This is a genomic window from Cyanobium sp. Cruz-8D1, assembly GCF_024345975.1.
In the GTDB taxonomy this organism is placed as follows: domain Bacteria; phylum Cyanobacteriota; class Cyanobacteriia; order PCC-6307; family Cyanobiaceae; genus Cyanobium.
The window spans coordinates 46,198-72,211 of the sequence record NZ_JAGQCD010000015.1; the positions used below are offsets into that span (position 1 = coordinate 46,198).

General features: G+C 61.4%; 23 protein-coding genes. 15 read left to right on the top strand and 8 right to left on the bottom strand.

Annotated elements, in window-relative coordinates:
* Positions 1-191 precede the first annotated feature (191 nt).
* The 3 genes from KBZ33_RS10815 to KBZ33_RS10825 all read left to right on the top strand — a co-directional run bounded on the left by KBZ33_RS10815 (position 192) and on the right by KBZ33_RS10825 (position 4,278).
* The gene (locus KBZ33_RS10815) at positions 192-683 is read left to right on the top strand and encodes a hypothetical protein (RefSeq protein WP_255011755.1); all 492 of its coding nucleotides are present in this window, start codon (positions 192-194) and stop codon (positions 681-683) included.
* A gap of 170 nt (positions 684-853) precedes the next feature.
* Positions 854-3,514 (top strand): DEAD/DEAH box helicase, encoded by a 2,661-nt coding sequence (locus tag KBZ33_RS10820; RefSeq protein WP_254952993.1) that lies wholly within the window; start codon positions 854-856, stop codon positions 3,512-3,514.
* Positions 3,511-4,278: an SWIM zinc finger family protein gene (locus KBZ33_RS10825; protein WP_254952994.1), complete on the top strand. Its 768-nt coding sequence runs from the start codon at positions 3,511-3,513 to the stop codon at positions 4,276-4,278. Before KBZ33_RS10820 ends, KBZ33_RS10825 begins: the two co-directional genes overlap by 4 nt.
* Before the next feature lie 11 nt (positions 4,279-4,289).
* On the opposite strand, the gene KBZ33_RS10830 is transcribed toward KBZ33_RS10825, so the two are convergent.
* The 4 genes from KBZ33_RS10830 to KBZ33_RS10845 all read right to left on the bottom strand — a co-directional run bounded on the left by KBZ33_RS10830 (position 4,290) and on the right by KBZ33_RS10845 (position 9,583).
* The gene (locus KBZ33_RS10830; protein WP_254952995.1) at positions 4,290-5,936 is read right to left on the bottom strand and encodes an alpha-amylase; all 1,647 of its coding nucleotides are present in this window, start codon (positions 5,934-5,936) and stop codon (positions 4,290-4,292) included.
* Positions 5,937-6,004: 68 nt separating this feature from the next.
* On the bottom strand, positions 6,005-7,180 hold the full coding sequence (locus KBZ33_RS10835) for a class I SAM-dependent RNA methyltransferase (protein ID WP_254952996.1): 1,176 nt from the start codon (positions 7,178-7,180) through the stop codon (positions 6,005-6,007).
* A 61-nt stretch (positions 7,181-7,241) separates the two neighbouring features.
* Positions 7,242-8,240, bottom strand: coding sequence for a hypothetical protein (locus KBZ33_RS10840; protein WP_255011757.1), 999 nt, complete (start codon positions 8,238-8,240; stop codon positions 7,242-7,244).
* Positions 8,240-9,583, bottom strand: coding sequence for a hypothetical protein (locus KBZ33_RS10845; RefSeq protein WP_254952998.1), 1,344 nt, complete (start codon positions 9,581-9,583; stop codon positions 8,240-8,242). The genes KBZ33_RS10840 and KBZ33_RS10845 overlap by 1 nt, the downstream gene beginning before the upstream one ends.
* Before the next feature lie 321 nt (positions 9,584-9,904).
* Between KBZ33_RS10845 and KBZ33_RS10850 the strand changes: the two genes are divergently transcribed.
* A complete protein-coding gene (locus tag KBZ33_RS10850; RefSeq protein ID WP_254952999.1) occupies positions 9,905-10,699 on the top strand; it encodes an SDR family oxidoreductase in 795 nt (264 codons plus the stop codon).
* Here the strand turns inward: KBZ33_RS10850 and KBZ33_RS10855 are convergent.
* Both KBZ33_RS10855 and KBZ33_RS10860 read right to left on the bottom strand, forming a co-directional pair.
* On the bottom strand, positions 10,668-11,789 hold the full coding sequence (locus KBZ33_RS10855; protein WP_254953001.1) for a hypothetical protein: 1,122 nt from the start codon (positions 11,787-11,789) through the stop codon (positions 10,668-10,670). The two genes, KBZ33_RS10850 and KBZ33_RS10855, sit on opposite strands and share 32 nt — an antisense overlap.
* Positions 11,776-12,975 (bottom strand): aminotransferase class I/II-fold pyridoxal phosphate-dependent enzyme, encoded by a 1,200-nt coding sequence (locus KBZ33_RS10860; RefSeq protein WP_255011760.1) that lies wholly within the window; start codon positions 12,973-12,975, stop codon positions 11,776-11,778. The genes KBZ33_RS10855 and KBZ33_RS10860 overlap by 14 nt, the downstream gene beginning before the upstream one ends.
* A gap of 86 nt (positions 12,976-13,061) precedes the next feature.
* Between KBZ33_RS10860 and KBZ33_RS10865 the strand changes: the two genes are divergently transcribed.
* From KBZ33_RS10865 to KBZ33_RS10905, 9 genes are all read left to right on the top strand, one after another.
* The gene (locus KBZ33_RS10865; RefSeq protein ID WP_255011762.1) at positions 13,062-13,349 is read left to right on the top strand and encodes an acyl carrier protein; all 288 of its coding nucleotides are present in this window, start codon (positions 13,062-13,064) and stop codon (positions 13,347-13,349) included.
* Between the two features lie 14 nt (positions 13,350-13,363).
* The gene (locus tag KBZ33_RS10870; protein WP_254953006.1) at positions 13,364-14,590 is read left to right on the top strand and encodes a beta-ketoacyl synthase; all 1,227 of its coding nucleotides are present in this window, start codon (positions 13,364-13,366) and stop codon (positions 14,588-14,590) included.
* A complete protein-coding gene (locus tag KBZ33_RS10875) occupies positions 14,587-15,558 on the top strand; it encodes a glycosyltransferase (protein WP_254953007.1) in 972 nt (323 codons plus the stop codon). Before KBZ33_RS10870 ends, KBZ33_RS10875 begins: the two co-directional genes overlap by 4 nt.
* Before the next feature lie 115 nt (positions 15,559-15,673).
* Positions 15,674-16,654, top strand: coding sequence for an SLBB domain-containing protein (locus tag KBZ33_RS10880; RefSeq protein ID WP_396108368.1), 981 nt, complete (start codon positions 15,674-15,676; stop codon positions 16,652-16,654).
* A gap of 8 nt (positions 16,655-16,662) precedes the next feature.
* Positions 16,663-17,469: an ABC transporter permease gene (locus KBZ33_RS10885; RefSeq protein ID WP_255011763.1), complete on the top strand. Its 807-nt coding sequence runs from the start codon at positions 16,663-16,665 to the stop codon at positions 17,467-17,469.
* A gap of 4 nt (positions 17,470-17,473) precedes the next feature.
* Positions 17,474-18,172, top strand: a complete 699-nt coding sequence (locus KBZ33_RS10890) for an ABC transporter ATP-binding protein (protein ID WP_255011764.1) — start codon at positions 17,474-17,476, stop codon at positions 18,170-18,172.
* The gene (locus KBZ33_RS10895) at positions 18,162-19,361 is read left to right on the top strand and encodes a hypothetical protein (RefSeq protein WP_254953011.1); all 1,200 of its coding nucleotides are present in this window, start codon (positions 18,162-18,164) and stop codon (positions 19,359-19,361) included. The genes KBZ33_RS10890 and KBZ33_RS10895 overlap by 11 nt, the downstream gene beginning before the upstream one ends.
* 232 nt (positions 19,362-19,593) lie before the next feature.
* Positions 19,594-21,390: a glycosyltransferase gene (locus KBZ33_RS10900; protein WP_254953013.1), complete on the top strand. Its 1,797-nt coding sequence runs from the start codon at positions 19,594-19,596 to the stop codon at positions 21,388-21,390.
* The gene (locus KBZ33_RS10905; protein WP_254953014.1) at positions 21,390-22,268 is read left to right on the top strand and encodes a phytanoyl-CoA dioxygenase family protein; all 879 of its coding nucleotides are present in this window, start codon (positions 21,390-21,392) and stop codon (positions 22,266-22,268) included. The genes KBZ33_RS10900 and KBZ33_RS10905 overlap by 1 nt, the downstream gene beginning before the upstream one ends.
* 118 nt (positions 22,269-22,386) lie before the next feature.
* Here the strand turns inward: KBZ33_RS10905 and KBZ33_RS10910 are convergent, their stop codons facing one another.
* Complete coding sequence (locus tag KBZ33_RS10910; protein ID WP_255011766.1) at positions 22,387-22,731, bottom strand: hypothetical protein; 345 nt, start codon at positions 22,729-22,731, stop codon at positions 22,387-22,389.
* Positions 22,732-23,001: 270 nt separating this feature from the next.
* Between KBZ33_RS10910 and KBZ33_RS10915 the strand changes: the two genes are divergently transcribed.
* Positions 23,002-23,235 carry a hypothetical protein gene (locus KBZ33_RS10915; protein ID WP_255011767.1) on the top strand — a complete coding sequence of 78 codons (234 nt, stop codon included), beginning with the start codon at positions 23,002-23,004 and terminating at the stop codon, positions 23,233-23,235.
* A gap of 54 nt (positions 23,236-23,289) precedes the next feature.
* Here KBZ33_RS10915 and KBZ33_RS10920 read toward each other — a convergent pair whose 3' ends face one another.
* Entirely contained in the window at positions 23,290-25,239 is a 1,950-nt protein-coding gene (locus KBZ33_RS10920; protein WP_254953016.1) for a hypothetical protein, read from the bottom strand.
* Positions 25,240-25,538: 299 nt separating this feature from the next.
* Between KBZ33_RS10920 and KBZ33_RS10925 the strand changes: the two genes are divergently transcribed.
* Positions 25,539-25,994, top strand: a complete 456-nt coding sequence (locus KBZ33_RS10925; RefSeq protein WP_254953017.1) for a hypothetical protein — start codon at positions 25,539-25,541, stop codon at positions 25,992-25,994.
* Positions 25,995-26,014 lie beyond the last annotated feature (20 nt).

The following is a 26,014-nucleotide window of genomic DNA, read 5'->3' on the forward strand; positions in this document are numbered from 1 at the left end:
TTCGGGTGATGTCTTGCCGTCGGGGCTGGCATTGAGCGTCCTAGATTTAGCTGCCAACGCTTGGGCCTGTCTGCGCGTGAGCCTGTGCATGAAGCGATGGCCCAGTCATGCGGACCCCTCCAGCCGCGCCGGGTGTGCCGCGTTGTTTGCCGGCGTTTTGCCTGGTCTGCCTGTTGCTGGCAGCCATTGACATGAGCCGGGCCGACGGGCTGTTCGCTGGATACCCCCAACGGATTGCGGCGGGAGCAGCGAATGCCGTGGTGTATGAGCAGAAGCCTGGCTATTTCGCTCGGCATGGGGAGCCTCTGGGTGAGGAGGAGGCTGAAGTGGTGTTCGAGCCTGAGCAGATCACCATCGTCCGGGGGGCTCCTGCCACGCCCCTTGCCCCTGGTCAGGCGCTCAGTCCGGTCTACGCACCGCTGGGGGGAGACTCCCTGGCGGTGCCAACGGGTCAGGTCTTTCTACGCTTTCGGGCAGGAGAAACGGTGGCAGCACACCGTGAGGCCCTGCAGCAGGCTGGCTTCACCATCACCCGGGAGCTTGATGTCGCGCCCCAGGGCGGCTGGGTCTGCGCCAGCTCCGGCAGCATCGCCGAGGCCCTGAGTGGTCTCTCGGCGCTGAGGTCGATCGATGGGGTGGAGAGCGTGGAGCCGCAACTGCTGATGCAGAGAGCCTGGCGGTAGCGGCATGGCCATGTCGGCTTCGCCGTTGCAGCCGAGGCCATCGCCCTTAGGGTCAGGGTCAAGGTGATCGCCCATCGAGCCGGTCCATGTCCCTTCGGCCTTGTCCCTCCAGACGCTTGGGCGCGGAGTCTGAGCCGGGCGAAGCACGGAAGCCCGAGGTCCCCCCAGCTTTGTCGCTCGCGGCCCCGCCGACCTGCCTCCAGCTGGCCACCTACTTCGTCGACAGCGGCCGGGTGGTGCCGGGTCTGCGGGTGGATCCCGATGGACGCCTGCGGGCCCAGTGGTGGCCGCTGCCCGCCGCCGGCGATCGCGAGCTGCTGGCGGCCCATCTGACAGGCGACAGCCTGGAGGAGCAGCACCAGTTGGCCGAATCCCTGGCCGATGCCGTGGATCGGCTCGTGCGCCAGCGTCTCGACGGCTCTGCAGCCCAGGCTCTGCCCGCTGCCAGCCGTCGGCGCCGCGGCCAGCCGGACCTGGCCCAGGCCTGGCTGGCGGCCCTGGAGGGCCCCGATCCCCACCTGGCGGCGACGGCCGATCTCGCCGCTGAGGCCGCCCTCGTCACCGGGCTGCACCAGTGGGTGCGGGAGGGGGCCGGTGGAAGCGGCTCGCTGCAGCTGTGCCTGCGACTGCACGAACCCACCAGCCCCCGCCTGCGTCGCTGGCCGGTGGAGCTGTTGCTGCGCTCCGTGATCGACCCCAGCCTGATGGTGCCCCTGGCGGCGTTCTGGGCAGGGGAGAGTCCTTTCCCGGTGGACGGCTTCGAGGAGGTGCTGGCCCAGCTTGGGCTGCTGACGCGGCTGGCACCGGAGCTGGGGGGACTGCTCGAGCAGCAGGCGCCCGCCAGCTTGGACCTGGAGGAAGGGGCCCTGCTGGCCCTGTTGCGGCAGCGGGTGAGTGTGCTGGATGAGGCGGGCTTCGGGCTGCTGCTGCCCAGCTGGTGGCGCCATGGCCAGCGCCTGGGCCTGCGCGCCAACACCAACCGGCGCTCGTCCACCAACACCCCCGCCGGCGAAGGGGGCGGCCTGAACCTCAACGCCCTGGTGTCCTTCCAGTGGCAGGCGGTGCTGGGCGCTCGGCCCCTGGGCAAGGCCGAGCTGGCCAGCCTGCAGAAGGCCGCCGCGGCCAAGCGCAGCCTGGTGCGCTTGCGCGGTGAATGGACGCTGATCGAGCCCAACGCCATCGCTTCCCTGTTGCGTCACGCTGGCCTGGAGGGGGACGCCAGCGGCACGGAGTTGTTGCACGCCAACCTTGGCCTTTCCCGCCTCGGTCTGCCGGACGACCTGCCCCTGGTGGGGGTGGAGGCCAGCGGCCCCCTCGGAGAGCTGCTCGGCGGCGAGCTCCACAGCCGTGCCACGCCGATTTCCACGCCGGCCGACTTCAACGGAGAGTTACGGCCCTACCAGGAACGGGGTCTGGGCTGGCTGGTGTTCCTCGGCCGGCTGGGTCTGGGCGCCTGCCTGGCTGATGACATGGGCCTCGGCAAGACGGCCCAGCTGATCGCCACCCTGCTGGCCGATCCGCTTGAGGCCCCCACGCTGGTGGTGGCACCGGTGTCGCTGTTGGGTAACTGGAGCCGGGAACTGCAGCGCTTTGCGCCGCAGCTGCCGGTGCTGATCCACCACGGCCCCGGCCGCTTCCGCGGCACCGCCGCCGCCTTCGCGCGCCAGCTGGCCAGCGCAGGCGGCGAGGGCAAGCCGGCGCCGGTGCTGCTCACCACCTACGGCATGGTGAGCCGGGACCTGCCCCTGCTGGCGGGGATGGGCTTCGGCAGGCTGGTGTTCGATGAGGCCCAGCAGCTCAAGAATCCCTATACGGCCCAGAGCCAGGCGGCGGCGGCGCTGCGGGGGGAACGCCGCATCGCCCTCACCGGCACGCCGGTGGAGAACAGGCTCAGCGAGCTGTGGGCCCTGATGCAGCTGCTCAATCCGGGACTGCTCGGCAGCCTCAGGCAGTTCCGCGACCAGTTCGCCCTCCCGATCGAGAGGGACCACGATGCGGAGGTGGCTGCCCGGCTGCAGCGGCTCACGGCCCCCTTCCTGTTGCGCCGCCTCAAGAGCGACCGCGGCATCCTGCCCGACCTGCCAGAGAAGATCGAGCAGAGCGAACCGTGCACGCTCAGCAACGAGCAGGCCAGCCTGTATCAGGCCGTGGTGGAGGAACTGCTGGCAGCGGCCGAGAGCAGCGACGGCATCGAACGGCGCGGCCTGGTGCTGGCCGGTCTCACCCGGCTCAAGCAGGTGTGCAACCACCCGGCCCACTACCTGGCCGACGGCTCGGCACTGCCGCGGCGCTCCGGCAAGCTCGATCGCGTCGAGGAACTGCTCGATGCGATCCTCGACGCGGGCGAGAAGGTGTTGATCTTCAGCCAGTTCGCGGCCTGGGGGGAGCGGCTGCGGGCCCATCTGCAGGGTCGTTACGGCGGCGAACCGCTGTGGCTGCATGGCGGGCTGACGCGGCGGGTGCGGGACGCGATGGTGCAGCGCTTCGCCGAGGTCGCTGGTCCGTCGATCTTCCTGCTCTCGCTCAAGGCGGGCGGCACCGGCCTCAACCTCACCGCCGCCGCCCATGTGATTCATTTCGATCGCTGGTGGAATCCGGCCGTGGAGGATCAGGCCACCGACCGGGCCCATCGCATCGGCCAGCGGCGCAGCGTGCATGTGCACAAGCTGGTGTGCAGCGGCACGATCGAGGAACGCATCGACGCCATGATCCAGAACAAGCGCGACCTTGCCGAGCGGGTGGTGGGAACCGGGGAGCAGTGGCTCACCGAGCTCTCCACCGCCGAACTGCGGGAGGTGATCAGCCTGCGTCGGGAGGCGCTCACCCCATGAGCCCACGTCAGCCGCCCCCGGCCAGGCGCTGGTGGTCGCAGCGGTTCATCGACGTGCTCGAGGGCTATGGGCTGGGCGGCCGGATGGAGCGGGGCCGGCGCTACGCCAGACGTGGCCAGGTGCTGAGCCTGGAGGTGGGCCCGGGGCGGCTGCTGGCCCGGGTGCAGGGTTCGCGGCGCACCCCCTACAAGGTCACGGTGGCAACGGAGCTGCCCGATGCAGAGGAGTGGGAGTCGATCGAGGCGGTGTTCCGCCAGCGGTTGGGCTGGGCGGCGAAGCTGCTGGCCGGCGAGGTGCCCGAGGATCTCGAAGCAGGCTTTCGGCAGGCGGGGGTGGATCTGTTCCCCGCACGCTGGGGCGACCTGGAGGCCGAGTGCAGTTGCCCGGACTGGGAGGTGCCCTGCAAGCACATCGCCGCCAGCCTCCATGTGTTCGCCCAGCGGCTCGATGACGACCCCTGGCAACTGCTGGCCTGGCGCGGGCGCCAGCGGGATGAGCTCATGCGACGGCTGCGGCCGACCGCGAAGGCCACAGCAGCCGATGGGCCTGAGGAGACCCTGCCCCCGTGGTGGCCCCAGGGGCTGGTGGCCCGGCCTGGTGAGCGCCTGGTGATCCCCGCTCCCCTGCCGCCGGATCCACCCGCTCGGGTGCTGGAGCGCCTGGGGCCGATCCCGGTGCCGGAGGCCTTGGCGCAGGGGCTGGTGGCGCTTTACGGCGCGATCACCACCCCGCCGGCGGAGCCGGACGCCGAGGCGGAGGGCTGAAGGCTCCGCCCTCAGAGCGTCACCCCCATCGCCGCCAGGGACGCCTCCTCCACCCACACCGACAGTGAGCCCCCCGGGCAGTGCCAGTCTGCCCAGCCGTCGCCGTTGGTGGTGATCGGGGCCTGGATGTGCCCGGTCAGGTCGCGGAAGCTGGTGTGGCGCTTGCCCACCTCCATCCACTTGTGGCCGGCCGCTCCGTCGCTCATCAGCACCGCCAGGGCGCCTGGGTGGCCCGGGGTGCCCAGGCGCGTCCAGCCGATCGTGTTGACGTGGTCGAGGTAGTCGTATTGGGGGCCATAGGCGCAATGGCTGCGGGCCAGCAGGAAACGGTCGATCAGGAAGCGGTGGCTGGGCAGCACGATCCGGTGCTCCTGGCCGTCCTTTCTGTCGGTGTACTCGGCGCCGTAGTAATCGGCACCGAAGATGCAGGGATAGCCCTGGTCACGCAGCAGGATCACGGCGTAGGCGAGGGGTTTGAACCAGGCTTCCACCACCGACTCCAGGGCCTGTAGCGGTTGGGTGTCATGGTTCTCCACCAGGGTCACCGCCAGCAGCGGCAGCTGCTGCATCAGGGTGCCGTCGAGCAGCCGGCGCATGTCGTACTGGCCGCCGCTGCGGCTGGCCTGGTGGAAGTTCAGGTGCAGCGGCGCATCGAACAGGCTCATGTGGCCGCCGGTGTTGGCCGCATACCAGTGCAGGCTTTCGATGTTGTAGGTCCAGTACTCCCCCACCACGAACAGATCGCGCTGGGCATGCTCCTCCAGGCTGCTGATCCAGTCGAGGAAGAAATCACTGGCGATGTGTTTGATCGCATCGAGCCGGAAGCCGTCGGCGCCCACGTGGTCGAGGGTCCACAGGCCCCAGTGCTTGAGCTCACCGCGCACCTCGGGATGGTTCACGTTGAGATCACTGCCCATCAGGTAGTCGTAGTTGCCCTTCTCCAGATCGACGTTGCTCTCGAAGCCGGCCCCGTGGGTGCGCCAGACGGCCTTGAAGCCCGGATCGAGGCTGTTGTGGTCGACGGCGTCGAAGTGATACCAGTGCCACTGCATCGACGAGTAACGATCGCCGCGGCCATCGAAGCGGAACCGGGTCCAGGCGCTGATCGTGCGTTCCTCCCCCAGGGGCCGGTTGCGGTCGTAGGGGTCGTAGGGGGTGGCCAGGTACTGCTCCTGGTCGTCGGCATTCATCTTGTGGTTGAAGACCACATCGGCGTACACCTGGATCCCCACCGCGTGGCAGGCCTGGATGGCCTCGAGATACTCCTGCTTGGTGCCGTACTTGGTGCGCACCGTGCCCTTCTGGTCGAACTCGCCCAGATCGAACTGGTCGTAGGTGCCGTAGCCCACATCCCACACACTGCCGCCCTTGCCCGCCGGCGGCAGCCACAGGGCGGTGATGCCGGCCTGGGCCAGGGCCGGCGCCTCCTGGCGCAGCCGCCGCCAGTGGCCGCCATCGCCATCGCTGTACCAGTGGAACCACTGCATCAAGGTGCCGTTGAACTCCGTGGGTGCCGCCAGCTTGCGGGCGCTGATCTCGGCTTCGTGGCTGGCCAGCCACTCCTGCAGCAGGGCCACCGTCGCCGTGCCGGTGTCGAGGGCCGGATCCCTCTCGACGGCGAGGACGTCCTGCTTGAGCGTTTCGAAGAGCGAGGCCATGGGGGCTGGCGGCGGCGGCGGCACGACCCACCGCTAGCAGCGCTGGAGAGGAGATGCTGTAGCGGAGCTCAGCGGATGTCGTAGCGGAGCCAGCGGCAGTCGATGCCTCCATTGCTCACCGGCACCCGGCGGCTGGCCTTCATGCGCAGGGCCCCCGTGAGCGCCGGGTTGCCGCTCAGCAGCCATAGGGTCCAGCCGCTGCAGCGTTCCTTCAGCATCCGTCCCAGATCCCCGTAGAGCGCCTCAAGGTCGTCATCGGCACCGAGACGCTCGCCGTAGGGCGGGTTGCACACCAGCACCCCGGGGGTTTCCGGGGGGCGGAAATCGCGGCAGTCCCCCTCCTGCAGGTCGACCCAGTCGGCCACGCCGGCCGCCGCCGCGTTGCTGCGGGCCATGGTCAGCACGGCCGGATCCCGCTCCAGGCCCACAACCGGGGCCAGGGGTTCGCCGCCTGGGAGGTTGGTGCGCGCCAGGGCGATGGCAGCGGCCCGCTCCCGCTGCCACAGGGCGGCATCGAAATCGGGCCAGCGTTCCAGGCTGAACGGGCGCTCCAGGCCCGGGGCGCGGCCGAGGGCCCGGCAGGCGGCCTCGATCAACAGGGTGCCGGAACCGCAGAAGGGATCGGCCAACGGCACACTCCCGTCCCAGCCGGTGTGGGCGATCAAACCGGCGGCCAGATTCTCCTTCAGGGGAGCCAGGCCCATGGCGGCCCGGTAACCGCGCCTGTGCAGGCTGGCGCCGCCGCCATCGAGGCTGAGCACCGCCTCGGGGCCGCTGCCGCCCGGGCGGCCGGGACTGAGGTGCAGGTGCAGCACCAGGTCGGGATCATCCAGGTCCACGGAGGAGCGGGACCCCCACACCTGGCGCTGCCGGTCCACCAGGGCGTTTTTCACCTGCAGGGCGCTGTAGTGGCTGTGGTTGAGCCCGGGCACGCTGCCGCTGGCTTCCACCCGGAAGCTGAGCTGGGGCGGCAGCCAACGCTCCCAGTCGGCGGCCCGCTGCACGCCGTCGTAGAGCTCCTCGCGGCCGCGGCAGGGGAAGCGGGCCAGCTGGCGCAGGAAGCGGAACGGCAGCCGGGCCTGCAGGTGCAACCGGTAGAAGGTGGCCGCATCGGCCCGCAGGCCGACGGCGCGCCGCAGGGGGCGTACCTCAAGGGCGCCGAGGGCTGACAGTTCTGCCGCCGCCGGCTCCTCCAGCCCCGGTGGGACCACGGCGATGACGTCGAAGCAGGAGGGGGTGGCCATCCCCCCATGCTGCTTGCCGGCGGGCGGCCCGGAGATGGCACGATGCCCGTCTTCGGACAAACTAGGGGGTTGGGTAGGTCAGTGGTGAATTGCGGAGTTGTTGTTCTGTCTCAGCCATTCGCGCTGACACATGGTCGCCTGGCTTGAGCTGCTGGGAGGGTGTTTTTAGTTCGATGCTGAATCCACACGCTGATGTCTTGAGCTGATGCTCGCTCTGGACGTCTGGCCGCGGCCTGTTGGCCATGCAGACGTGCTCAAGAAGGCCATTGATCCAGATTTCAACCCGTGCTGGAGCATCGGCGTGCCCAACAAAAGCCCAGCCCTTGATCTGATCTTTTTGTACTTCTTCAAGTCGGCCCTGCCAGCCCTGTTGCTGGCGAACTTCGCGGCGATAGAGATCGGGTGATACTTGGATACTGGCTCTGCAGGCGGCCTTGCTGGCGGCATCCAGATTGAGCCTCAGGAAGTGATCCAATTGATCAACAAGCAAATCGGGATCCAAAAGGGCCTTTTCATAGGAGACCAGCAGACAGGGCCGATCGATTTGATCCAGGAATCTCACCAGGCGGCGGTATTCTCTAAGGCTCTGCGTGAGTTGACTTTGTAAGCTTTCGCCCTTGGAGACCTGGCGCCGGCCCGCGATGGCAAGAATGTCGCGAAAGATCACCACAAGGTAGGGACGTCTTAGCAGCCTGAGCAGCGATGGCTCTAGAACCTGACGGGATGGAAGCTTGAAGCCCCACAGGTTGTGATCCTGATTGCGTTGTTCAATCAATAGCAGCAATTCCCTGCGCTGTCGTGGCTGCATGAGTGCTGCGAGCTGTTGATCTTCGTGGGTGCCTGTAGCTGTTTTCTCACCCATGAAAACATCTGCCGCTTTGAGCACGGCCGCCAGCATGGAGGTACCGGAACGTCCCAACCCTGCCACTACAACAGTGCCTGCTGAGTCTTGATCTTTGGCATTGGCATTGAGAAGCCAGAATCCAGAGTTCCGATGGCTTTCTGCGCCGCCACCCAGCATGCTGATGGCTTCAGATTTTGGGCGAAACTGCTTGAACATCATGAATGGATGATCGGCAAGAAGGCGGCCAGGTGCTGCAGGCTGAGGGCGAGGCGTGAGGGTGGACTGGCCTGCAGCGCCATCAATTGCTCAACAGCCTGTTCAGGAGTGATGAACCAGCCGCAGCGCTGGTTCACATAGCTGGGATAGGCCATCAGGGCCCCAAAGACCAATTCGTCCAATGTAAGTTGGCGTCCGCGACGCTCGCAGTGCAGTTGATCCTTGGTGAGACCCCAGCCAGCATAAAAGGGCAGTCCATGGCAGACCACGGGGACCTGTCTGAGCAGGGCCTCAAAGCCTGTGCCGGAAGTGAGAACATGGACGCGATCCACCTGGTTCAGCAGCGTATCGATCGCGATGTGTGGCAGAACGGCATCCACAACACTTGGAATGGTGCTCTCACCTTCACCCGCTGGCCTTCGCCCATTGGCGACGAAAGGGTGAGGTTTATAGATCAAGTAAGCGTCGGGCTCTAATCTGCGGGCAGCTGTGGCAAGGGCCAGGTTGGTGCGAATGCCCGGGGCCCCGTAGCGGATGGAGGCATCTTGTTCAACCTGCCCCACCACCAGCACCACAGGCTTGTGGTGATAGGGGCGTTTCCAGTTCTGGCCTTTCAGATTGTATTTGCTAAGGGAAGCCGATAGGATCACGGAACGCAGTCGTTGGGCTCGCAAGTATTCATCGACATGGAAGCAGTGCTCTTGAAGGAATATCTCCAGGGCGCTGGGGCAAGTGGCATCAAAGTAAATTCCAACCGCATCAACCGCCAGGGAGAGCGGCAGCTGGAGATGGGCACCCCGTCCGCTGGATCGCAGAAATCCGTCCTCCAGTTGAATCAGTGGTTTTTTCACATCAAGCTGGAGCGCGCGCTTGTTTGCCGCTCTGCCAAGGACAGCTGAGGCCAGAGCCTTGCGACTGGGCCTGGCGTGGGTTTGGCGAAAGCGCAGTTGGCTTCCTGCCAGGTAGTAGCGCAATGTTCGGTGATGAAACGGGTGGATCCCGAACGCCTCAATTCGCTCTGGAAAGCGACGTCGTTGCTGCAGTTGCAAGCCGACCAGTTCGATGATCTGCTCCGGCTCACAGGCCTGGTGGCGGGTTGGATCCCAATACGTGCTCTTCTCGATCAGCCATCGGTGCAGCAGTGCGAGTTGCCATTGGCGGCTGGACGGCAGGTGCGGAAGCCCATGCACCGGAAGTTTCCAGATCAGCGCTTCCAGGCCCCAGCGCCAATCATTGGTGATCACTGCAGAAGCTGCTGCCAGAAGTTGCGCCGGGTGCTGACGTTGGTGTCCAAGATCAAGGACGCTGTCGTTTGGATACAGTTGGTAGGCGAGCCTTTCCATGCGCTGGCCTTGCCGCCGGTTGGTCAGCAGTACGAAGGGCTGCTCCGGTGGAGTGGCCAAGTGGCGCGGATTCCAGCCACTGATTCCCGAGTGCCGCCAGCAACTGAGTAGCCTCTCGATGCGCTTCTCCTGGCTGGGAAGGAGTGGGGAGAGTCCCGGGGATGGTGTGTTCCAGTCACACCGGCTCAAAGGCTGCCATCCCCCCAGCCTGTGGAACCACGTAGGCTGCTCAAGTCCGAACAGGGGAGCCAGGGAGTTACCCATCGGGGTGGGCCAGGTCATGCAAAGTTAGGCGTTGGTGCGGCAGGGGGCTTCAGGTTGATGGCCCAGAGGGTGGTGATTTCGGGAGCAAGCCGAGGCCTTGGTGCCGCCTTGGCCGAGGCCATGGCCGAGCCAGGGGTTGCGCTCTTGCTGTTGGCCCGGCATGGGGAGAACTTGCGCCAGGTTGCAGAGCGTTGTGTTCAGAAAGGAGCGGAGGTCTATTGGAGGGCCCTTGATGTGCGCCATCGCGAGGCTGTGGCGGATGCCGTAGAAGCGTTCGCGAGCCGCGGAGGTGTGCATCTTCTGATCGCCAATGCCGGTGTGGTGGCCCTGGAGGACACGCCAACCGACCTGGGCCCAGATTGGGAGCAACTTCGGGAACAGATTGATCACAACCTCACTTGTACGCTCTCATTGCTCCAGGCGGGACTGAGCCTGCCTATGGACCAGCGACCGCATCTTCATTGCGTGGTCGTGAGTTCTCTGAATGCCTTTCTGCCGCTTGGAGAGGCACCAGGTTACTGCGTGGCCAAAGCCGCCCAGCACGCCCTGGTGGCAGCACTCGATGACTTCTACGCTTGCCGCCCTGAGCCCCGTACCGAAGTCGTTTTCAGTCTGGTATGTCCAGGTTTCGTGGCCACGGCCATGGCGATTGACTATCCGGGCCCTCGACCCTTCGAATGCAGTGCTCAACAAGCTGCACAACGAATCCTGCGCGGTCTTCGGGCTGGTCACAAGGTCATTGTGTTCCCCCGTCGGCTGGCTTTGCTGCTCTGGATCGGGCAACGCTTACCCAAGCCCATCCTGCGCTGGATCCTTGCTCCTAGCCGGGCCTATCGAGGCTCTTGGCCATGATCAGATGAGACATCACCTGCTCACCTCCATAGAGCTTCAGAAAGCGAAGCATCGGTTGGTTATCTTCAAGGATCCAGCCCATGCTGGCTGATGAGCTGCCGAAGGCCAATCCCTTGTTGATCAAGTGACTCAGCATGGCGATGGACGCTGTCAAAGAGAGTTGGGATCCCTGAAGCTCAGGGATGACCCCTAGAAGAGCGATCCTGCCATGTTCGCACTGACAGCGCCGCAATCGCAGTAACAACGTTGGCAAGTTCAGGAGCCCAAGCTTGGGGTTCAGGTTTGAGGCGATTTCCTTGGCGTTGGGGATCCCTAGGCAAATGGCAACAGGACGCCCGTGCAGAGAGACAAAGGAAAGTACTCCCCTCGGAAGCATCGTAAGAACCTTGAGGACCAGGTTTCTAGCCTCAGCCTTGCTGATCGATTCGAAACCCCAGTTGTTGCTCCAGCATTGGTTAATGAGGGTTTCAACCCACTCGCAACTGCGCTCAAGAGTCGACCACTTGGCTACTTCCAGTTGAAGCCCTTGCTGGGGCATGGCTTTGAGTAGCGGCGCCATCCGCCGTTGGAGCCGCAAGGCATTGCGTTCATCGGCCTGGAGGAACGTCAGCAATCGCTTGGCACAGTAAAACCCGCAGGCCTCAAGATTATGGATGTAATGTCGTGGAGTTCGCGGGTAGCCATACAGATCAGAACAACGATTGTATTCCAGAAGACCACATTCGTCATGGACGGATGGATTGAAAGGGCCAATCAGAAATTCAGAGCCTCTGCTGCGTGTCCATGTTTCGGCGGTATGGGTTAGTGCTTGGGCGGCCTCTGGATTGTCAATGCAGTTGTAGAAGCCGAAGCGAGATGGCCCATCTTTTGGATGCATGGCCATGATCCTGCCAATGGTTTTGTCTCGATCCCTGAGAAGCCAGCGCCTGTGGGGTGTGCGCTTCAGATAGGGATGAAACCAGCTTGAGCTGCGCAAGGCTTCTTCGAATTGGTCGAACCAGTCGGGAGTCTGTTCGGGTGCCAGCCCGATGCCAAGCCCTGCTCTGAACCGGTGATGATCCAGGGCAGAATGGACTTCAACGACCCGCATTGGTTTTGGTATGGCGAATGGCGCTGCTTAGATCACTCACGAGGTTGTGGATGCTGTCTCTGGTGTGGTCTGAGCGTACGAACAGTCGAAGACGGCAGCGATTGCTCGGAACAGTGGGAGGTGCGATGGGATAGACACTCCATCCCTGGGACAGCAGGTGATTGGCTGTGAGAAACGTGTGACGAAGATCGTTCAGCATGATGGGCACGATGCCCATACCAAGACTTTCGCCCACGTCAAGGCCCGCCCCCTGTGCGGTTTCCATCAGGTACTTGCCGTTAGCTTGGAGAGCGGCTACTCGCTCGGGTTCATTGCGCATCACAGCCAAAGCGGCACTTGCGGCGGCACAGCAGGGTGCATTGAGCCCCACGCTAAAACTGAAGCCGCTGGCGTGCAGCCTGAGGTGCTGGATCACGTCTTGCTTGGCAGCGATGAAACCACCTGTAGAGGCGAGACTTTTGCTGAGAGTCCCCATCCAGATGTCAACCCTTCCGGGATCAATTCCCTGCTGTTGATGACTGCCAAGGCCACCAGCACCCAGGACCCCAAGCCCGTGCGCTTCATCCACCATCAGCCAGGCTTGGTGTTGATCCCGCAGCATCAGGAGGCTATGGATGTCGGGACTGTCGCCATCCATACTGAAATGCCCCTCCGTGACGATCAGGCAGCGGCGATACTGACGCCGGTGTTTGACGAGCAGCCTTTCAAGGCCTGCCGGGTCGTTGTGCGGAAAGACCAGGCGACGGGCGCCAGAGAGCTTGACGCCCATCTGGATACTGTTATGAGAATATTGGTCTACAATGACTAAGTCTCCATGCTCCACCAAGGCTGCAATGGTGCTGACATTTGTTGCGTGCCCACTGACGAACACCAAGGCAGACTCCTGGCCGTATACCTCAGCAAGCTGGGCTTCTAGCCAGGCGTGATGGGGCAGCTCCCCAGCCATCAACCGACTTGCCGAGGTGGACAAGCCGTATTCCTTAAGGGCTTCTGAAGCTGCCTGAAGGACAAGAGGATGGGTCTTGAGGTCTAAGTAGTCATAAGAGGAAAACTGTTTCTGCCCCGGCGCGTTGTCTCGCTCTGCTTTCGAGAAGAAGGGCAGGTCCGATGCTTTGAGGCCATTGCGCCGCAACAGTCGCTCAACAAGCCTCTGACTGGCAAGTTGGGGAACTTCTTGCGAAAGCATTGCTTCTCTTTTTGCTTGGCCACCAACATTATACACCAGACTTGCTCAAGTATGCTATGATACCGTGACGAGGCTTTCAATGTATAATGCCTTCCACTGTCAAAAGAATTGATCAAGCCCTTCTTCGTGAGATGTCCGATGATGAAATCGTGGCAGAGATTGCTGTGATCTTAAGAAGGGTTGTGCCCCACGATATTATTGATATCAAGCTCGACTCATTGCTTGTAGGCGATATCGGAATCGATTCCCTTGGAACATATGAACTCGTTATGGACGCCGAAGATCGGTTTGGTATTGAGATCGGGGACGATCAATTGTTAGAGCTTTCAACGGTTAGAGATATCGTTGATTTTGTAAAGGCACAAGTAGAATGAGTCGCTTTGCGGACGTGGCCGTCAGCGGTGTTGGGTGCATCACACCGCTTGGGAACAACCCTGATGCGGCTACGGATTCCTACCTCAAAGGCTTAAGTGGTTGCAGTGAACTTTCTGCGCCCTGGGCTTCAGGACTCTCTGCCCGAATCGTGGCACCCGTATGTTGTGATACGGAGGAATTACTTGGGGAGTTCCTTGTCAATCGCCTGGATCGTTGTAGCCAGCTGGCTTTGCTGGCGGCCCGTCAGGCCTGGGCTGCGAGTGGTTTGGGGGCTCTTGGTGTTCCGGGAGATCGTCTGGCCGTCGTGCTTGGCACAGGCATTGGTGGACAATCCACGTTGATTCAGCAATATGAGCGCAATGCAGCGGGTGCTAGGCGCATTCATCCTCTTGCTGTGGCGATGGCCATGCCGAATGCCGCCTCTGGCCAAGTATCCATAGAGTTTGGTGCCCATGGTGGAGCCCATGCGCCAGTCTCTGCTTGTGCCAGTGGTGCTGAGGCGATCGTCTGGGGACAGATGCTGCTGGCAACCGACCAGGCTGACGTGGTCATTGTGGGAGGCACGGAGGCGGCGATCCATCTCGTCACCATGCGCGGATTTGCAGAGATGCGCGCGCTCTCCTGCCGCCACGGAGATCCGGCAGGTGCCTGCCGGCCCTTCGCTGCCGATCGGGACGGCTTCGTTGTTGGTGAGGGGGCTGGGGTCCTCATCTTGGAGCGTCTCAGGGATGCCCAGGCTCGGCGGGCCACGATCGAAGGGGTGTTGCTCGGGGCCGGGATGACCAGTGATGCCCACCATCTGGCCATGCCCCAGCCCGACGGGCTTCATTCCGCTGCGGCCATGCAGCAGGCCCTGCGCGTTGCCGATGTGGTGCCCCAGGAGATTTCCATGATCAGTGCCCATGCCACCGGCACTTCCCTGGGCGATCTGGCGGAGGCTCGTGCCGTTCGTCGGGTGTTTGGTGCGGCGACGGATCAGGTCTGGGTCACCGCTCCCAAAGCTGGTCTCGGTCATCTGTTGGGGGCCGCTGGAGCTGTGGAGTCCATCCTGACTCTCAAGGCTTTGCAGAAGGCTGTGGTGCCACGCAGCCTGAATGCCGACCCGCCGGACCCTGAGGTTCCGCTTCGGATCCCCAGATATCACAACGAGCCTCTGGATGCCCAGCGTCGTCATCTGGCTCTCAAGAATGCCTTCGGCTTCGGTGGTCACAATGTGAGCCTGCTATGGGCGAGCCCTTGACAACAGCACTCGTGCTGCATCAAGGGGCTGAATCCAGCCTTGATTACTTTCTGCATTCGGCCTTCCAGGAGCGGCATTGGCGTGCTCTCTTGCTGGATACCCGGCATGGCCCGCCTGCAGACATGGGCTCTCAGCTGATGCAGGCTCGCGTCATCGTCCTTGTCCGCTACTGGCCAACAGGATGGTGCTGGAGGGGGGTGCTGAAACAGGCCAGGCGGCAGGGTTTGCGTTGCATCTATTGGATGGATGACGACCTCATGGACCGTTCGGGATTTGATGTGTTGCCGCGCAAGTATGCAGCTAAACTGCGACGCCTGGCATGGTCACACCGTGCCACCATTCTTGATTGGTGCCAGGCACTTTGGGTGAGCACTCCAACCCTGGCCGAGCGTTATGCCAACCTCAATCCTGAATTGATACCTTTGCGCCCTCAAGCCAGGGTGTTGGAACAGATCCGAAGCTTCAGCATCGGCTACCACGGTACAGCGTCTCACCGGCAGGAATTACTCTGGTTGTATCCACTCATCGAGAAAGTGCAAGATAGGTATTCACATTCGCTGGTGGAGCTGTATGGCGATGCCGAAGTTCGCCAGCTATACAGCTCCCTGCCGAGAGTTCAGGTGCAGCATCCCATTCCCTGGGAGCGCTATCTCGAAGTCACTGCCGGCAAGCATCTTGATCTGCTGCTTTGCCCACTTCTTGACAACACGTTCAATGGTGCGCGCGCTGCGGTGAAGTTCTTTGACGCCGTCCGCCTGGGCGCTGTTGGCCTTTACAGTGATCGGCCTCCCTATGCTAACATGGTTATCCATGGAAATGATGGACTTTTACTGGGCGATCAATACGGCGAATGGCTTGATGCTATTCACCGTCTTTTGAACAACCAGCGAGAGCGCCAACAACTTGCTATTTCTGCCCGCCGTCGCGCTTTAAGCTTTTTTCCGTCAGGACAAATCGATGAAGCATAAACTCCCGCGCGCAACACATATCCTTATGGTCTTTGGCGTCTGCGGGGCGCTCGCCTTCGGTCAGGGGGCAGCGTCCCAACCGTTAGGAAAGCCGCCAAGCGGATTTAATCGTGACTTGCGCTACCGGCTGGGTCCAGGTGATCGGATTCGCATGTCCGTGTTCAAAGTTCCGGGCTATGAGGGAATTGCCGAAGTGATCGCTGATGGCACGGCGAGTTTTCCCCGCATCGGCAGCGTCCCTGTGGCCGGACTCACCCTGGATCAGGCCCGAAAGCGCATTGGTGAAGCCTACGGGCGTTTCCTGCGTCGCCCCAGTGTGTCCCTGGATTTGGTGTACGCCCGCCCCATGCGCATCACCGTCACCGGTGAAGTTCAGCGGCCAGGTTTATACAGTCTTGACCGATCAGGCAGCTTTCAGTTGGAAAGTGCAGGCGCTACAGGTGGCTCCTCCCAGCCCACCACCATTCAGGCCAGTGGTTGGCCCACGCTGGTTGAAGCGATTCAGAAGGCTGGTGGGATCACAGCCCGTGGTGATCTTCGAGCTGTTGTACTCAAGCGTCAGGTGGGAGCGGGCCCGCAACGGGAACTGCGGGTCAACTTCTGGGAAGCTTTGCGAGATGGCCAACAGATTGAGAATCCCATTTTGTTTGATGGTGATGTCGTTATGGTCACAGCGGCCGATGAGTTCAGTTACGAAGATCTGATCAAGATTGGTGCATCAACGTTTGCTCCAGATACGATTGGCGTGAATGTGGTGGGTGAAGTGGTTCGTCCTGGCAGCATTCGCGTACGGGCTAATAGTCACCTCAGCAATGCTGTGCTGGCAGCTGGTGGTTTTGTGAAAGAGCGTGCCAGTGTCAGTAACCTTCAGCTCTTTCGCCTTGAACCGAATGGCACCGTCACCCAAAAGCAGGTGCGTTTCAGTCCTTCCGACCCCTTAGGTAGTGATAACAATCCTGCCCTGCGCGAGGGTGATGTCGTGGTTGTGAACCGCAATCGAAGGGCCGCTGTCAATGATGCGGTGCGAGCCACGCTTGAGCCTGTAGGGCCAATTATCAACGCTGCATCTCTGCTGCGACTTCTGGGGGCTAATTAGTCATTTTTATGGAGGAAGCAAAGTCTCGGTTACGCCGATTGAGTGGGTTTGAGATCCAGTGGCGTGTCGTCAATGCCTTAGTTTATCGAGAGCTGCGTCGTCGCGTCAGCGATGTGCAGGGTGGCTTTTTGGCCGTGCTGCTGGAGCCTGTCGGTCAGATCGCTGTCTGGGCCGCCCTACGCTTAATCATAAGGCAGGCCAGCTCGGTCAATAATCTGAATATCTGGCTCTTTCTTGCTACCGGAGTCATCCTTTTTAATCTTTATGCCAGGGTTGCCGCCCATGGGCTGACGACGATGGAGGCCAACAAGGCCCTGTTCTTTTATCGTCGCGTCAAACCGATTGACACCGTTCTGGCCAAGGCGATTGAGGAGTTGGGTCTCTACTCGTTGGCGGCCATTATCGTTTTTGGTCTTGTCTGGGCTTATCTCTACAATCTTGTTCTTCAGAATCTGCCCCTGCTGGTAATCTCCTTTGTGCTGATGGCACTGCTTGCCGTGGCCAGTTCGTTGCTTTCTCTGGTGGGCTCTTATTATTTTCCGAATCTGAAGCAGGTCTTGTCCTGGATCAATCGAGCCCTCTACTTGGCTTCAGGCGTGATCTATGCCCCGATGGATATTCCTCAATTTGCTAGAGACTTTCTTGTTTGGAACCCCCTTCTCCAGTGCATTGAACTAGCACGAAAGGCCTTGAGCATTGATTATCAGATCCCATCGCAAGTGACGTTGAGCTACCCGGCTGGATTTGCGCTTGTTTACTTGAGCCTTGCCCTTTGGTGCTATACTAACAATGAGAAAGTCCTGATTCGCCGTTAGGTTAATGATACGCGTCAACTCGCTTACCAAAAGTTACCTCTACAAAGGTAAGCGAAAGCGTGTCTTGGATGATTTGAGTTTTGAGATCGCTGGCGATGAATCAATCGCGGTGATCGGTGCCAACGGGGCCGGGAAATCCACTTTACTGCAGTTGCTGGGCGGCATTGATGTGCCGGATCGTGGCAAGATCCAATGCGATGGCACGATTTCCTGGCCCGTCGGTATTGAGGGTGGTTTCCAGGGAAGCCTCACCGGCAGGGAAAATGTGACATTCGTGAGCATGATTTATGGCGAAAGGCATGAGATTGACGATCGCATCAAGTTTGTTGAAGACTTTGCTGAGCTTGGCATTTATTTTGATCGGCCCTTTAAAACCTATTCTTCTGGCATGAAGTCACGGCTGAGCTTTGGGCTCTCGATGGCCTTCCCCTTCGATTATTATCTCATCGACGAGATCACGGCAGCTGGCGACCAAAAGTTCAGAGAAAAAAGCAAGCGCCTTCTGCTGGACCGAAAGAAAACCTCTAATTTCTTGATGGTTGATCACAATTTATGGGGGTTAAAGATTCACTGTAATCGAGCCTTCTTGTTGGAGTCTGGGCGCATTACAGAGTATGCGAATGTACAGGATGCTATCAACATTCATACCAAAACCCTGCTGGCGGAACTGCCACCGGAGTCGGACGTTTCCAATGCAGCGTGAACTCGCCAAACAGAAGTCGATTCAAGTCTTCCAGCAGACTCAGGCCCATTGGAGGTCTCAGATTCGACGGCCGAACCTTCTGGGATGGTTAAAGAGGCGTTCCCTCTTGCAGTTGGTTCTTGTACCAGTGATGTTGGGAGGCATCTATTTCTTTGCGGTAGCGCGTGACCGTTATGCGGTGGAGTCAAGCTACGTCGTACGCCGTTCCGCCGAAGATATTTCACTGGGCGGCGGTGCCACCAGTGGGCTTGCAGGTTTGCTGGCCGGTTCCAGCCAGAATTCGCTGGAGGATGCACGTTACCTACGCACCTACCTCACATCTCCGCAGGTTCTGGAGGATTTGCTCAAAACCTATGATTTCGATGCTGCCTACGCCCAGCTGCCGCCTGATTGGATGGCTGGGTTGCCCAGTGGAGCCAATCGCCAGAGTCGACTCAAATTTTTCCAGAAGCAGGTACAGGTGCAGCTTGATGAAGTCTCTGGTGTGATCACTCTCACGACCGTGGGCTTGTCACCTAAGGCGGCGTACCAGCTCAATCAGTTCCTGCTGAAACAGAGTGAGCAGTTTGTCAATCGCTTGAACCAGAGGATCGGGGAGGCACAACTGCAGTTTGCCCGCAAGGAGTTGGCCAGTTCCCAATCACAGTTGAATAAGGCCAAGCAGCGCCTGCTCACTTTTCAGAGCGCCACGGAAGTGATTGATCCCAAAGTAGAGGCAGGGATTGTTGCGAATTCTGTCGGTGGGCTTGAAATGAAGCTTGCTGAATTGAAGTTGCAACGTTTTACGCTTGAACAGCAATTCAAAAGTCCGGATGAGCCCGACCTTCTGGCTGTTAAGGATCAGATTGCCGAATTGCAACGGCTGATTGATTCTGAGCGTAAGGGTTTGGTTTCACGCCAAGGATCAGGTCGAAATCTGAACCGGAAAGCAGCCGATATGCTTCAGTACCAGTCGGCAGTCGACTTTGCCGCTGACTTGTATAAAACGGCGCTTGTTTCGGCTGAAAAAGCGCGAGTGGACACCCAGCGTCAACAGAAGTTCATGGCGATTCTCTCGGCACCGCTCCTGCCCGATTCGCCTGCATTCAATTGGCGTCTCCGTGGATTCTTTACGGTTGCCGCACTCGCCTTAGTCAGCTTGAGTTTGGGTAAGTTTGTTCTCGGCGTTCAAGACAGCCACCGTGAGTAGGCGGATCTTGGCCCGACTTCCGTTCAGCTCCGGACGTCAGTGGCGCCGCAAGACGCTTGCTTTGGTTTTCAGTCGCTGGAAGCCATTGCATGGTCGATGGTCGGAATCGTCTGATTCCCCTGTTTGGCTCAGTGACACGGCCTTATCGCCAGGTTGGTACCGAGTTGGGTTGTTGCTGCAGGGACCCCAACACAGATTCCGGATTGATCTTCGCCGTGGGGAGGAGCCTTTCGTGCAGACTCTTTTGGTCACCAACGGTGTGGAGCGTCGTCGTCTGGTTCGGATTCCCAGTCGAGGCAGCCAGCACCTGCAGCTTCGTTTCTTACACCTTGAGGGCGATCTTGAGAGGTTGCAGGTGCGGTATCAGCCATTATTCTCGCCCAGAGCCCGCTATCGGGTGGCCCGTCATCTACGCACCCGCCATGATCTCTATGGCCGGGTCATAGGCAGTAATCGCCAGCGTAGCCATACGCGTCAATGGTTCGACTACAACGCCTTGCTCGCCCGCCGCTCCTTGCATGCCCATGGTTACAGCGCTTGGATGGAGCGAGTGGAGGCTTCCCAGCGGCGAGCATTGCAACTGACTGCTGCGCCTACGGCTCGGAGCGGTGCTGAGCCAAGGCTGCAGGTGTGGCCTTCGGAGTGCACAGATCAGACCGACTGGTGGGTGGTGCTGGAAGAGGGCGATCGCTTAGCTCCCCATGCGAATGAACGCCTTCGCCAGCTGCTTCGTGAGGTGCCTGGAGCTGAACTTATTTATGCCGACAGCGATCTCATTTCCGCGCAGGGAGTTCGGCATAGCGCTCAATGGAAACCAGCCTGGAATCCCGATCTGCTGTTGGCTGACCCCCATTACAGCCGCTGCTTCTGGGTGCGGGCGGATCGGTTGGACGTGGCTTTGCAACGGCTGGTTGTAGCCGGTGAACCGGCAACACCCTATGGCCTGCTGCTGGAGTTGTCCTGTGTCTGCCAGGCCGAACATATCTGGCATTGGCCAGAGGTACTGAGCCACCATCGGCCTGTTTGCCGTGGAGGCGATGGCACGGCGGCCTTGGTGCGGCGGCACCTGCAGCGTCAGGGCTCCCAGGTTGTGGTCGAGCCTCGGATTGGCGGAGGCCATCGACTGGTTTGGGCTTTGCCTGAACGCTCCGTGTGCGTGAGTGTGATTGTGCCCACCCGCGATCGGCTGGAATTGCTGGCTGCCTGCCTGCACTCCCTGGAGGCCACAGCTGGCAGCCGCCTGGATCTCGAGCTTCTGGTGGTGGATAACGGCAGCCAGGAGCCAGCCACACTGGCCTACCTCGCGGAGCTTGAGGTCAGTGGCCGGGCGAGGGTGTTGCGTTGCCCAGGGCCTTTCAACTTCTCGGCTCTGAACAATGCGGCGGCCGCGGTGGCTCGTGGTGAATTGTTGTTGCTGCTGAACAATGACATCGAGGCCCAGGAGCCGGGGTGGCTGGCGACGATGGCGGGCCAGGCCCTGCGGGAGGAGATCGGCTGCGTGGGGGCCCAGCTTCTCTATCCCGACGGATCGTTACAACATGCGGGCGTGATTCTGGGCATTGGTGGCGTCGCTGGCCACAGCCACAAGTATCAGTCGGCCTCGGAGCCTGGCCATCAGCTGCGTGTCCAGCTCAGTCAGAATCTCAGTGCGGTGACCGGTGCTGTTCTGATGATCCGTCGTGGGTTGTTTCAGAAGCTGGGGGGTTTGGATGCCGAACAGCTGCACGTGTCATACAACGACCTCGATCTCTGCTTACGGGCCATGGCCGCAGGTTACCGAAATGTGTATTGTGCTGAGGCAGTGCTGGTGCACCACGAATCCCGCAGCCGAGGTGCTCCGATCACTCCGGAGGCCTTCAACCAGTGGCAGAAGGAGAGGGAAGTGATGCAGCAACGTTGGGGAGTGATTCTCAATGCAGATCCCCATTACCATCCCCAGCTCAGCCTTCGTGAGGAGAACTTCTCCTTGCGCCTGGATGGTCCAGTTCCCAGGTTGCGGAGCGTTCACTCTGCGCGGGAGGTGATGTGATGGGGTTGGATCTGGCCAGCAGGCCACTGATCGACCTGCCTGATGTGGCTCACCAGGTGGCCGCCGGGGCGTTTGGTCCTTATGGGGAGCAGGCCCTGCAGATGGCGGAGCAGGGATTTTGCCTGCTGGATCTGGCCGATGACTGGTTCCGTGAGCGGGCCAGCGTGATTCGGGCCTCCTTGGAGTCCCAGTTTGACCTGGACGGCTGGAGAAACGGAACGGCTGCCGAACTGCGTCTTCAGGATGGCTGGAAACAGTGCGCCTCTGTGCGGGAGCTGGCGCTGCATAGGGTGGTGTTGGAGCTGCTCCGCTTCCTCTATGGACGTGAACCCTTCTGCTTCCAAACGTTGAATTTTCCGGTGGGCAGCCAGCAGCACTTCCACAGCGATGCCGTTCACTTTCATAGTTATCCCTATGGGTTCATGTGCGGTGTGTGGATGGCGCTTGAAACGATTAAGGCCGATGCTGGACCACTGGTGTATTACCCCGGCAGCCATCGCCTGCCCTATCGCAGTTCCGAATCGGAGGGATTTCGTCCGGAGGTTGTGGCGGCTGAACGCCACCCCCAGCGCTTATTTGAACCGATCTGGCAACGGGAGGTGCAGCAACATGGTTTGAAGCCCAAAACCTACCTGCCACGCCTGGGTGAAGTGCTCATCTGGCACGCCAATCTGCTGCACGGCGGGCTGCCGGTGAAAAATCGCAAGCGAACCCGCTGGAGCCAGGTGAACCATTTCTTCTTTGCGGATTGTTTATACACCACACCAATGCATAGTTTCGAATTCTCCGCTGGAGGTGCCTGTTTGCGGCAGCCTCACGATGTGGCCACAGGTGAGCCCAGAGGCGGCTGCACCCAAGGCATAATGGTTCCGCATTGATGCACGAGGAGTTCCGTTGTTTCGCCGTCGCCGCTCCAAGACTAAGCATGCCGGCGGCATCGATACAATCACGCCGGGCCTGATTGGCGGTTGGGTTCATTGTTCAGACGCGCCTCTTTCAGAGGTGCGCTTGCTGGTGGGGCCCAATCTGCTGGCTCAGGCCCTGATCAATCAGCCACGGCAGGATGCCTGCCAGAAGCTGGCGGTCCAAGGGACTTTTGGCTTCCAGCTGGAGCTCAGTGGCGATCTCCCAGCCGTGGCTTTTGAGGAGGCCCCTCGTGTGCTGGCCCTCTCTGTCGATGGAGGTGTCAGCGTGGAGCTGACCTTCCTGCCGCACCCTGCCACCACCGTGGAGCGTCTTCAGCAGGTGCTCGCCCCACAGGTGCGCGGCGCTGTTGGCCATTTTGATGGGCTGAGTCCTGATGGCGACGCCCTCCTCGGCTGGGCGTACCGGCGCGGCCAAGCCATCGGCCAGTCGATTGAAGTTTGGTTGCATTCGGCGGGTCTCCCACCGGTGACGCTGCGATGTGACCGTTACAGGCCTGGCATGGGCGCCGAGGGCTATCCCGAGCACTGTGGATTTCAGATCGAACTGCAGCAGCTGCCACCTGCCTGGGACGGGCAGGAGGTTCAGGTTTATTTTGATGTGGATGGGCAGATTCCGCTTCCGGGAGCAGGCCTAGTGTGGCTGCCGGGTTCCGGATCAGCTCTGGCACCTGCCGAGGCTCAGCTGATGCATCCCACATCAGGCTCTCCTTATACCGCCTCGATGGCGAATGCACCGGTGGAGCTGCAGCAGTCCTGGCAGGCCTTGGAGCAGTTTCGGCAATTTCTGGATGGCCTGGAGGCCCAGGTGTGTCGGGCCGAGGAGGCGCAGCAGCTGGTGCGTGAGTGCCAGGCTCTGGAGGCGGGCCGACCGCCCCGCAAGCGTGATCGGTTGCTGCGGATGCTGGGTCTGCGGGTTTGAGTGGCAGGAAGGAGTGCCGCCAAGCCAACTCCCCGCCCTTTGGGCAGAGTGGTTTCAAAGCCCAGCCTGGAGCCGGATCATGCGTCCCAGCAGGCCCATGGCTCGCGTGTTCTCCTGAGCCTGAGCTTGGCATAACTTGTCTCCTGCACTCGCGCGCAGGAAGTAGTGCTCCAGTTCCTCCTGGACCTGATGGAGCTGCAGCAAGGTGCTCTTGTTCTCTGCCTGGACCTGCAGAAGTGATTCGGCCTGGCTGGCGAGTTGCTGCTCAAGGTCGATGGCCTGCTGTCTAGCGTCTGTGTGCTGCTGGCTGGCCGTTTCGGCCTTGTCTTTCCAGCGAGCTGCTTCGACTTCCAGCGCCTGAAGCTGGCCTGCCTGTTGTTCGCCTTTGGCCTGAGCCAGATGCAACGCGTCACGCTGAGTGGCGAGCTGCTGCTTGAGGTCGGCACTGGCCTCGAGAGCTGCATCGCGGTCCTGGCTGATGGCAGCCTGCTCTCGCCTCAGCTGGGTCTGTTGGGCTTCAAGCTTCTGCAGCTGATCGTCTTGCTCGCGATTCTTCAGGAAGTAGCTCTCCAGTTCCTCCTGGATCTGATGGAACTGCAGCAAGGTGCTCTTGTTGTCTTCCTGGACCTCCAGAAGTGATTCGGCCTGGCTGGCGAGTTGCTGCTCAAGGTCGATGGCCTGCTGCCTAGCGTCTGTGTGCTGCTGGCTGGCCGTTTCGGCCTTATCTTTCCAACGAGCTGCTTCGGCTTCCAGCACCTGAAGATGGCCTGCCTGTTGTTCGCCTTTGGCCTGAGCCAGATGCAACGCGTCACGCTGAGTGGCGAGCTGCTGCTTGAGGTCGGCACTGGCCTCGAGAGCTGCATCGCGGGCCTGGCTGGTGGCGGCCTGCTCTCGCCTCAGCTCGGTCAGCTGTCCTTCCAGCTTCTGTAGCTGATCGTCTTGCTCGCGATTCTTCAGGAAGTAGCTCTCCAGTTCCTCCTGGACCTGATGGAGCTGCAGCAAGGTGCTCTTGTTCTCTGCCTGGACCTGCAGAAGTGATTCGGCCTGGCTGGCGAGTTGCTGCTCAAGGTCGATGGCCTGCTGTCTAGCGGCTGTGTGCTGCTGGCTGGCCGTTTCGGCCTTGTCTTTCCAGCGAGCTGCTTCGGCACACTGAGTGGCGAGCTGCTGCTTGAGGTCGGCACTGGCCTCGAGAGCTGCATCGCGGTCCTGGCTGATGGCAGCCTGCTCTCGCCTCAGCTCGGTCAGCTGTCCTTCCAGCTTCTGCAGCTGCTGGTCCTGCTCGTGATTCTTCAGGCAGTAGCTCTCCAGTTCCTCCTGGATCTGATGGAACTGCAGCAAGGTGCTCTTGTTGTCTTCCTGGACCTCCAGAAGTGATTCGGCCTGGCTGGCGAGTTGCTGGCTGAGCTCGTCGGCCCCTTGAACTGCCGCGTTTTTCTCATGCGTCAGAACGTCCTTTTCGCCCTTGAGATCGGCCACCTCTCCTGCGAGCCGGTTTGCCGTGGCTGCCTGCTCTGCCACCTGCCACCAGTCCTCCAGCAGGGTCGCGCCGTCGGCATTGTCGTCGAGACGGGCAATGTAGTTACTATCGGGACGGGTTCCAGCCAGTTCGGCCTGCAGTTCCAGGTCGAGGTAGGCCTCCAGGGCATCGGATTGCAGCTCCAAGAGCCTGCGCGTCACCACTGCCGACAGCGCATCCATGGCTGGCGGAGGCGTGTCGAGAGTGGGGCAATCGGCTTGGCCATGGAGCCAGGCCAGCAACTCGTCGGCGTTGAGCTGGCGCAGTCGCCAGGCGCTGATCAGCCGGGTGCCACTCCGCAACTGGGACAGGCGGCGGTAGTCCTTTGCCAGTGCCTGGGTGCCAGGGGCTGGCTGGCCCCGTTGACGCCAGAGACTGAGAACGGCATCCGGAGTGTCGTAGACCAGCAGGTCGATCGACACCTCGCCGTTGGCGGCCGCTGGCCGCAGGCCCGCTACCCCCAGGCGCTCTTCTAGAGATGGTTCCAAGGGGAAAGGGGAAAACCAGTGGAGCACGGAAGTCCCGCCACAATCCCTAGAACTTAAGTTGGTGAGGCCCATCGTGTCCCACGGTGCCTGAAACGCCCTTGAACGTTGTGATCGGGGCACCCAGCCTGATCACCCAGCTGCCTGCAGGCCCCACCTTGCTGGTTGAAGCGGATGGGGAGCGGTTGGCAGCTTTGTCTGCTGCCCTGGAACATCGTCAACATCCACTCCGCTGGCATCAGGCCGTTCTAGCTGCCGAGGCAGATGCTGTCCTGACGTGGCATCGGTTCAGTGATCGCCGATTGGACGGCCCCCTTGGCCTGGAGGGGTGGCAACCCCACTACCCCAACGTGCAGTTGCTGGCGTCGCAGTCGCTGGCGGGGACGCGGCTGGAATCCCTGCTGGAGGACTGGCCACAAGCGAAGGTCAGCTCCGTGACGTTCCAGCTTCTGGTGCGCCAAGGCGATCCACTGGCTGCTCTCCAGGGGGCCGGACCCTGGCTTAGGCGCCTTGAGCGGGTGGAGCTGCTGGGGCCCGTGGCTGTGCCGTTCTCGGGGGAGACGATGGACACCTGGCTGGTGATGCGAGGCTTCTGCCGGGAAGAGGGGCGGCAGGACGCCTGGCGGCGTGATCCACTGGCCACCCGACTTCTGGCGCTGGATGCGCTTCAGCAGGAGCGGGACCAGCTGGCTGAGCAGCTGACCCAGATAAGGCTAACAATCCTAACCATGGCCACCCAGCTGGATGCCCACCCATAGAGGCGCTGGGATCAAAGAGG

Coding starts and splice junctions, on each gene's coding strand:
- KBZ33_RS10855 (WP_254953001.1), bottom strand. CDS start 11,789: ATGCGGGTCGTTGAAGTCCATTCTGCCCTGGATCATCACCGGTTCAGA.
- KBZ33_RS10865 (WP_255011762.1), top strand. CDS start 13,062: ATGCCTTCCACTGTCAAAAGAATTGATCAAGCCCTTCTTCGTGAGATG.
- KBZ33_RS10890 (WP_255011764.1), top strand. CDS start 17,474: ATGATACGCGTCAACTCGCTTACCAAAAGTTACCTCTACAAAGGTAAG.
- KBZ33_RS10885 (WP_255011763.1), top strand. CDS start 16,663: ATGGAGGAAGCAAAGTCTCGGTTACGCCGATTGAGTGGGTTTGAGATC.
- KBZ33_RS10825 (WP_254952994.1), top strand. CDS start 3,511: ATGAGCCCACGTCAGCCGCCCCCGGCCAGGCGCTGGTGGTCGCAGCGG.
- KBZ33_RS10845 (WP_254952998.1), bottom strand. CDS start 9,583: ATGGAAAGGCTCGCCTACCAACTGTATCCAAACGACAGCGTCCTTGAT.
- KBZ33_RS10915 (WP_255011767.1), top strand. CDS start 23,002: ATGCATCCCACATCAGGCTCTCCTTATACCGCCTCGATGGCGAATGCA.
- KBZ33_RS10840 (WP_255011757.1), bottom strand. CDS start 8,240: ATGTTCAAGCAGTTTCGCCCAAAATCTGAAGCCATCAGCATGCTGGGT.
- KBZ33_RS10850 (WP_254952999.1), top strand. CDS start 9,905: ATGGCCCAGAGGGTGGTGATTTCGGGAGCAAGCCGAGGCCTTGGTGCC.
- KBZ33_RS10860 (WP_255011760.1), bottom strand. CDS start 12,975: ATGCTTTCGCAAGAAGTTCCCCAACTTGCCAGTCAGAGGCTTGTTGAG.
- KBZ33_RS10815 (WP_255011755.1), top strand. CDS start 192: ATGAGCCGGGCCGACGGGCTGTTCGCTGGATACCCCCAACGGATTGCG.
- KBZ33_RS10905 (WP_254953014.1), top strand. CDS start 21,390: ATGGGGTTGGATCTGGCCAGCAGGCCACTGATCGACCTGCCTGATGTG.
- KBZ33_RS10835 (WP_254952996.1), bottom strand. CDS start 7,180: ATGGCCACCCCCTCCTGCTTCGACGTCATCGCCGTGGTCCCACCGGGG.
- KBZ33_RS10895 (WP_254953011.1), top strand. CDS start 18,162: ATGCAGCGTGAACTCGCCAAACAGAAGTCGATTCAAGTCTTCCAGCAG.
- KBZ33_RS10830 (WP_254952995.1), bottom strand. CDS start 5,936: ATGGCCTCGCTCTTCGAAACGCTCAAGCAGGACGTCCTCGCCGTCGAG.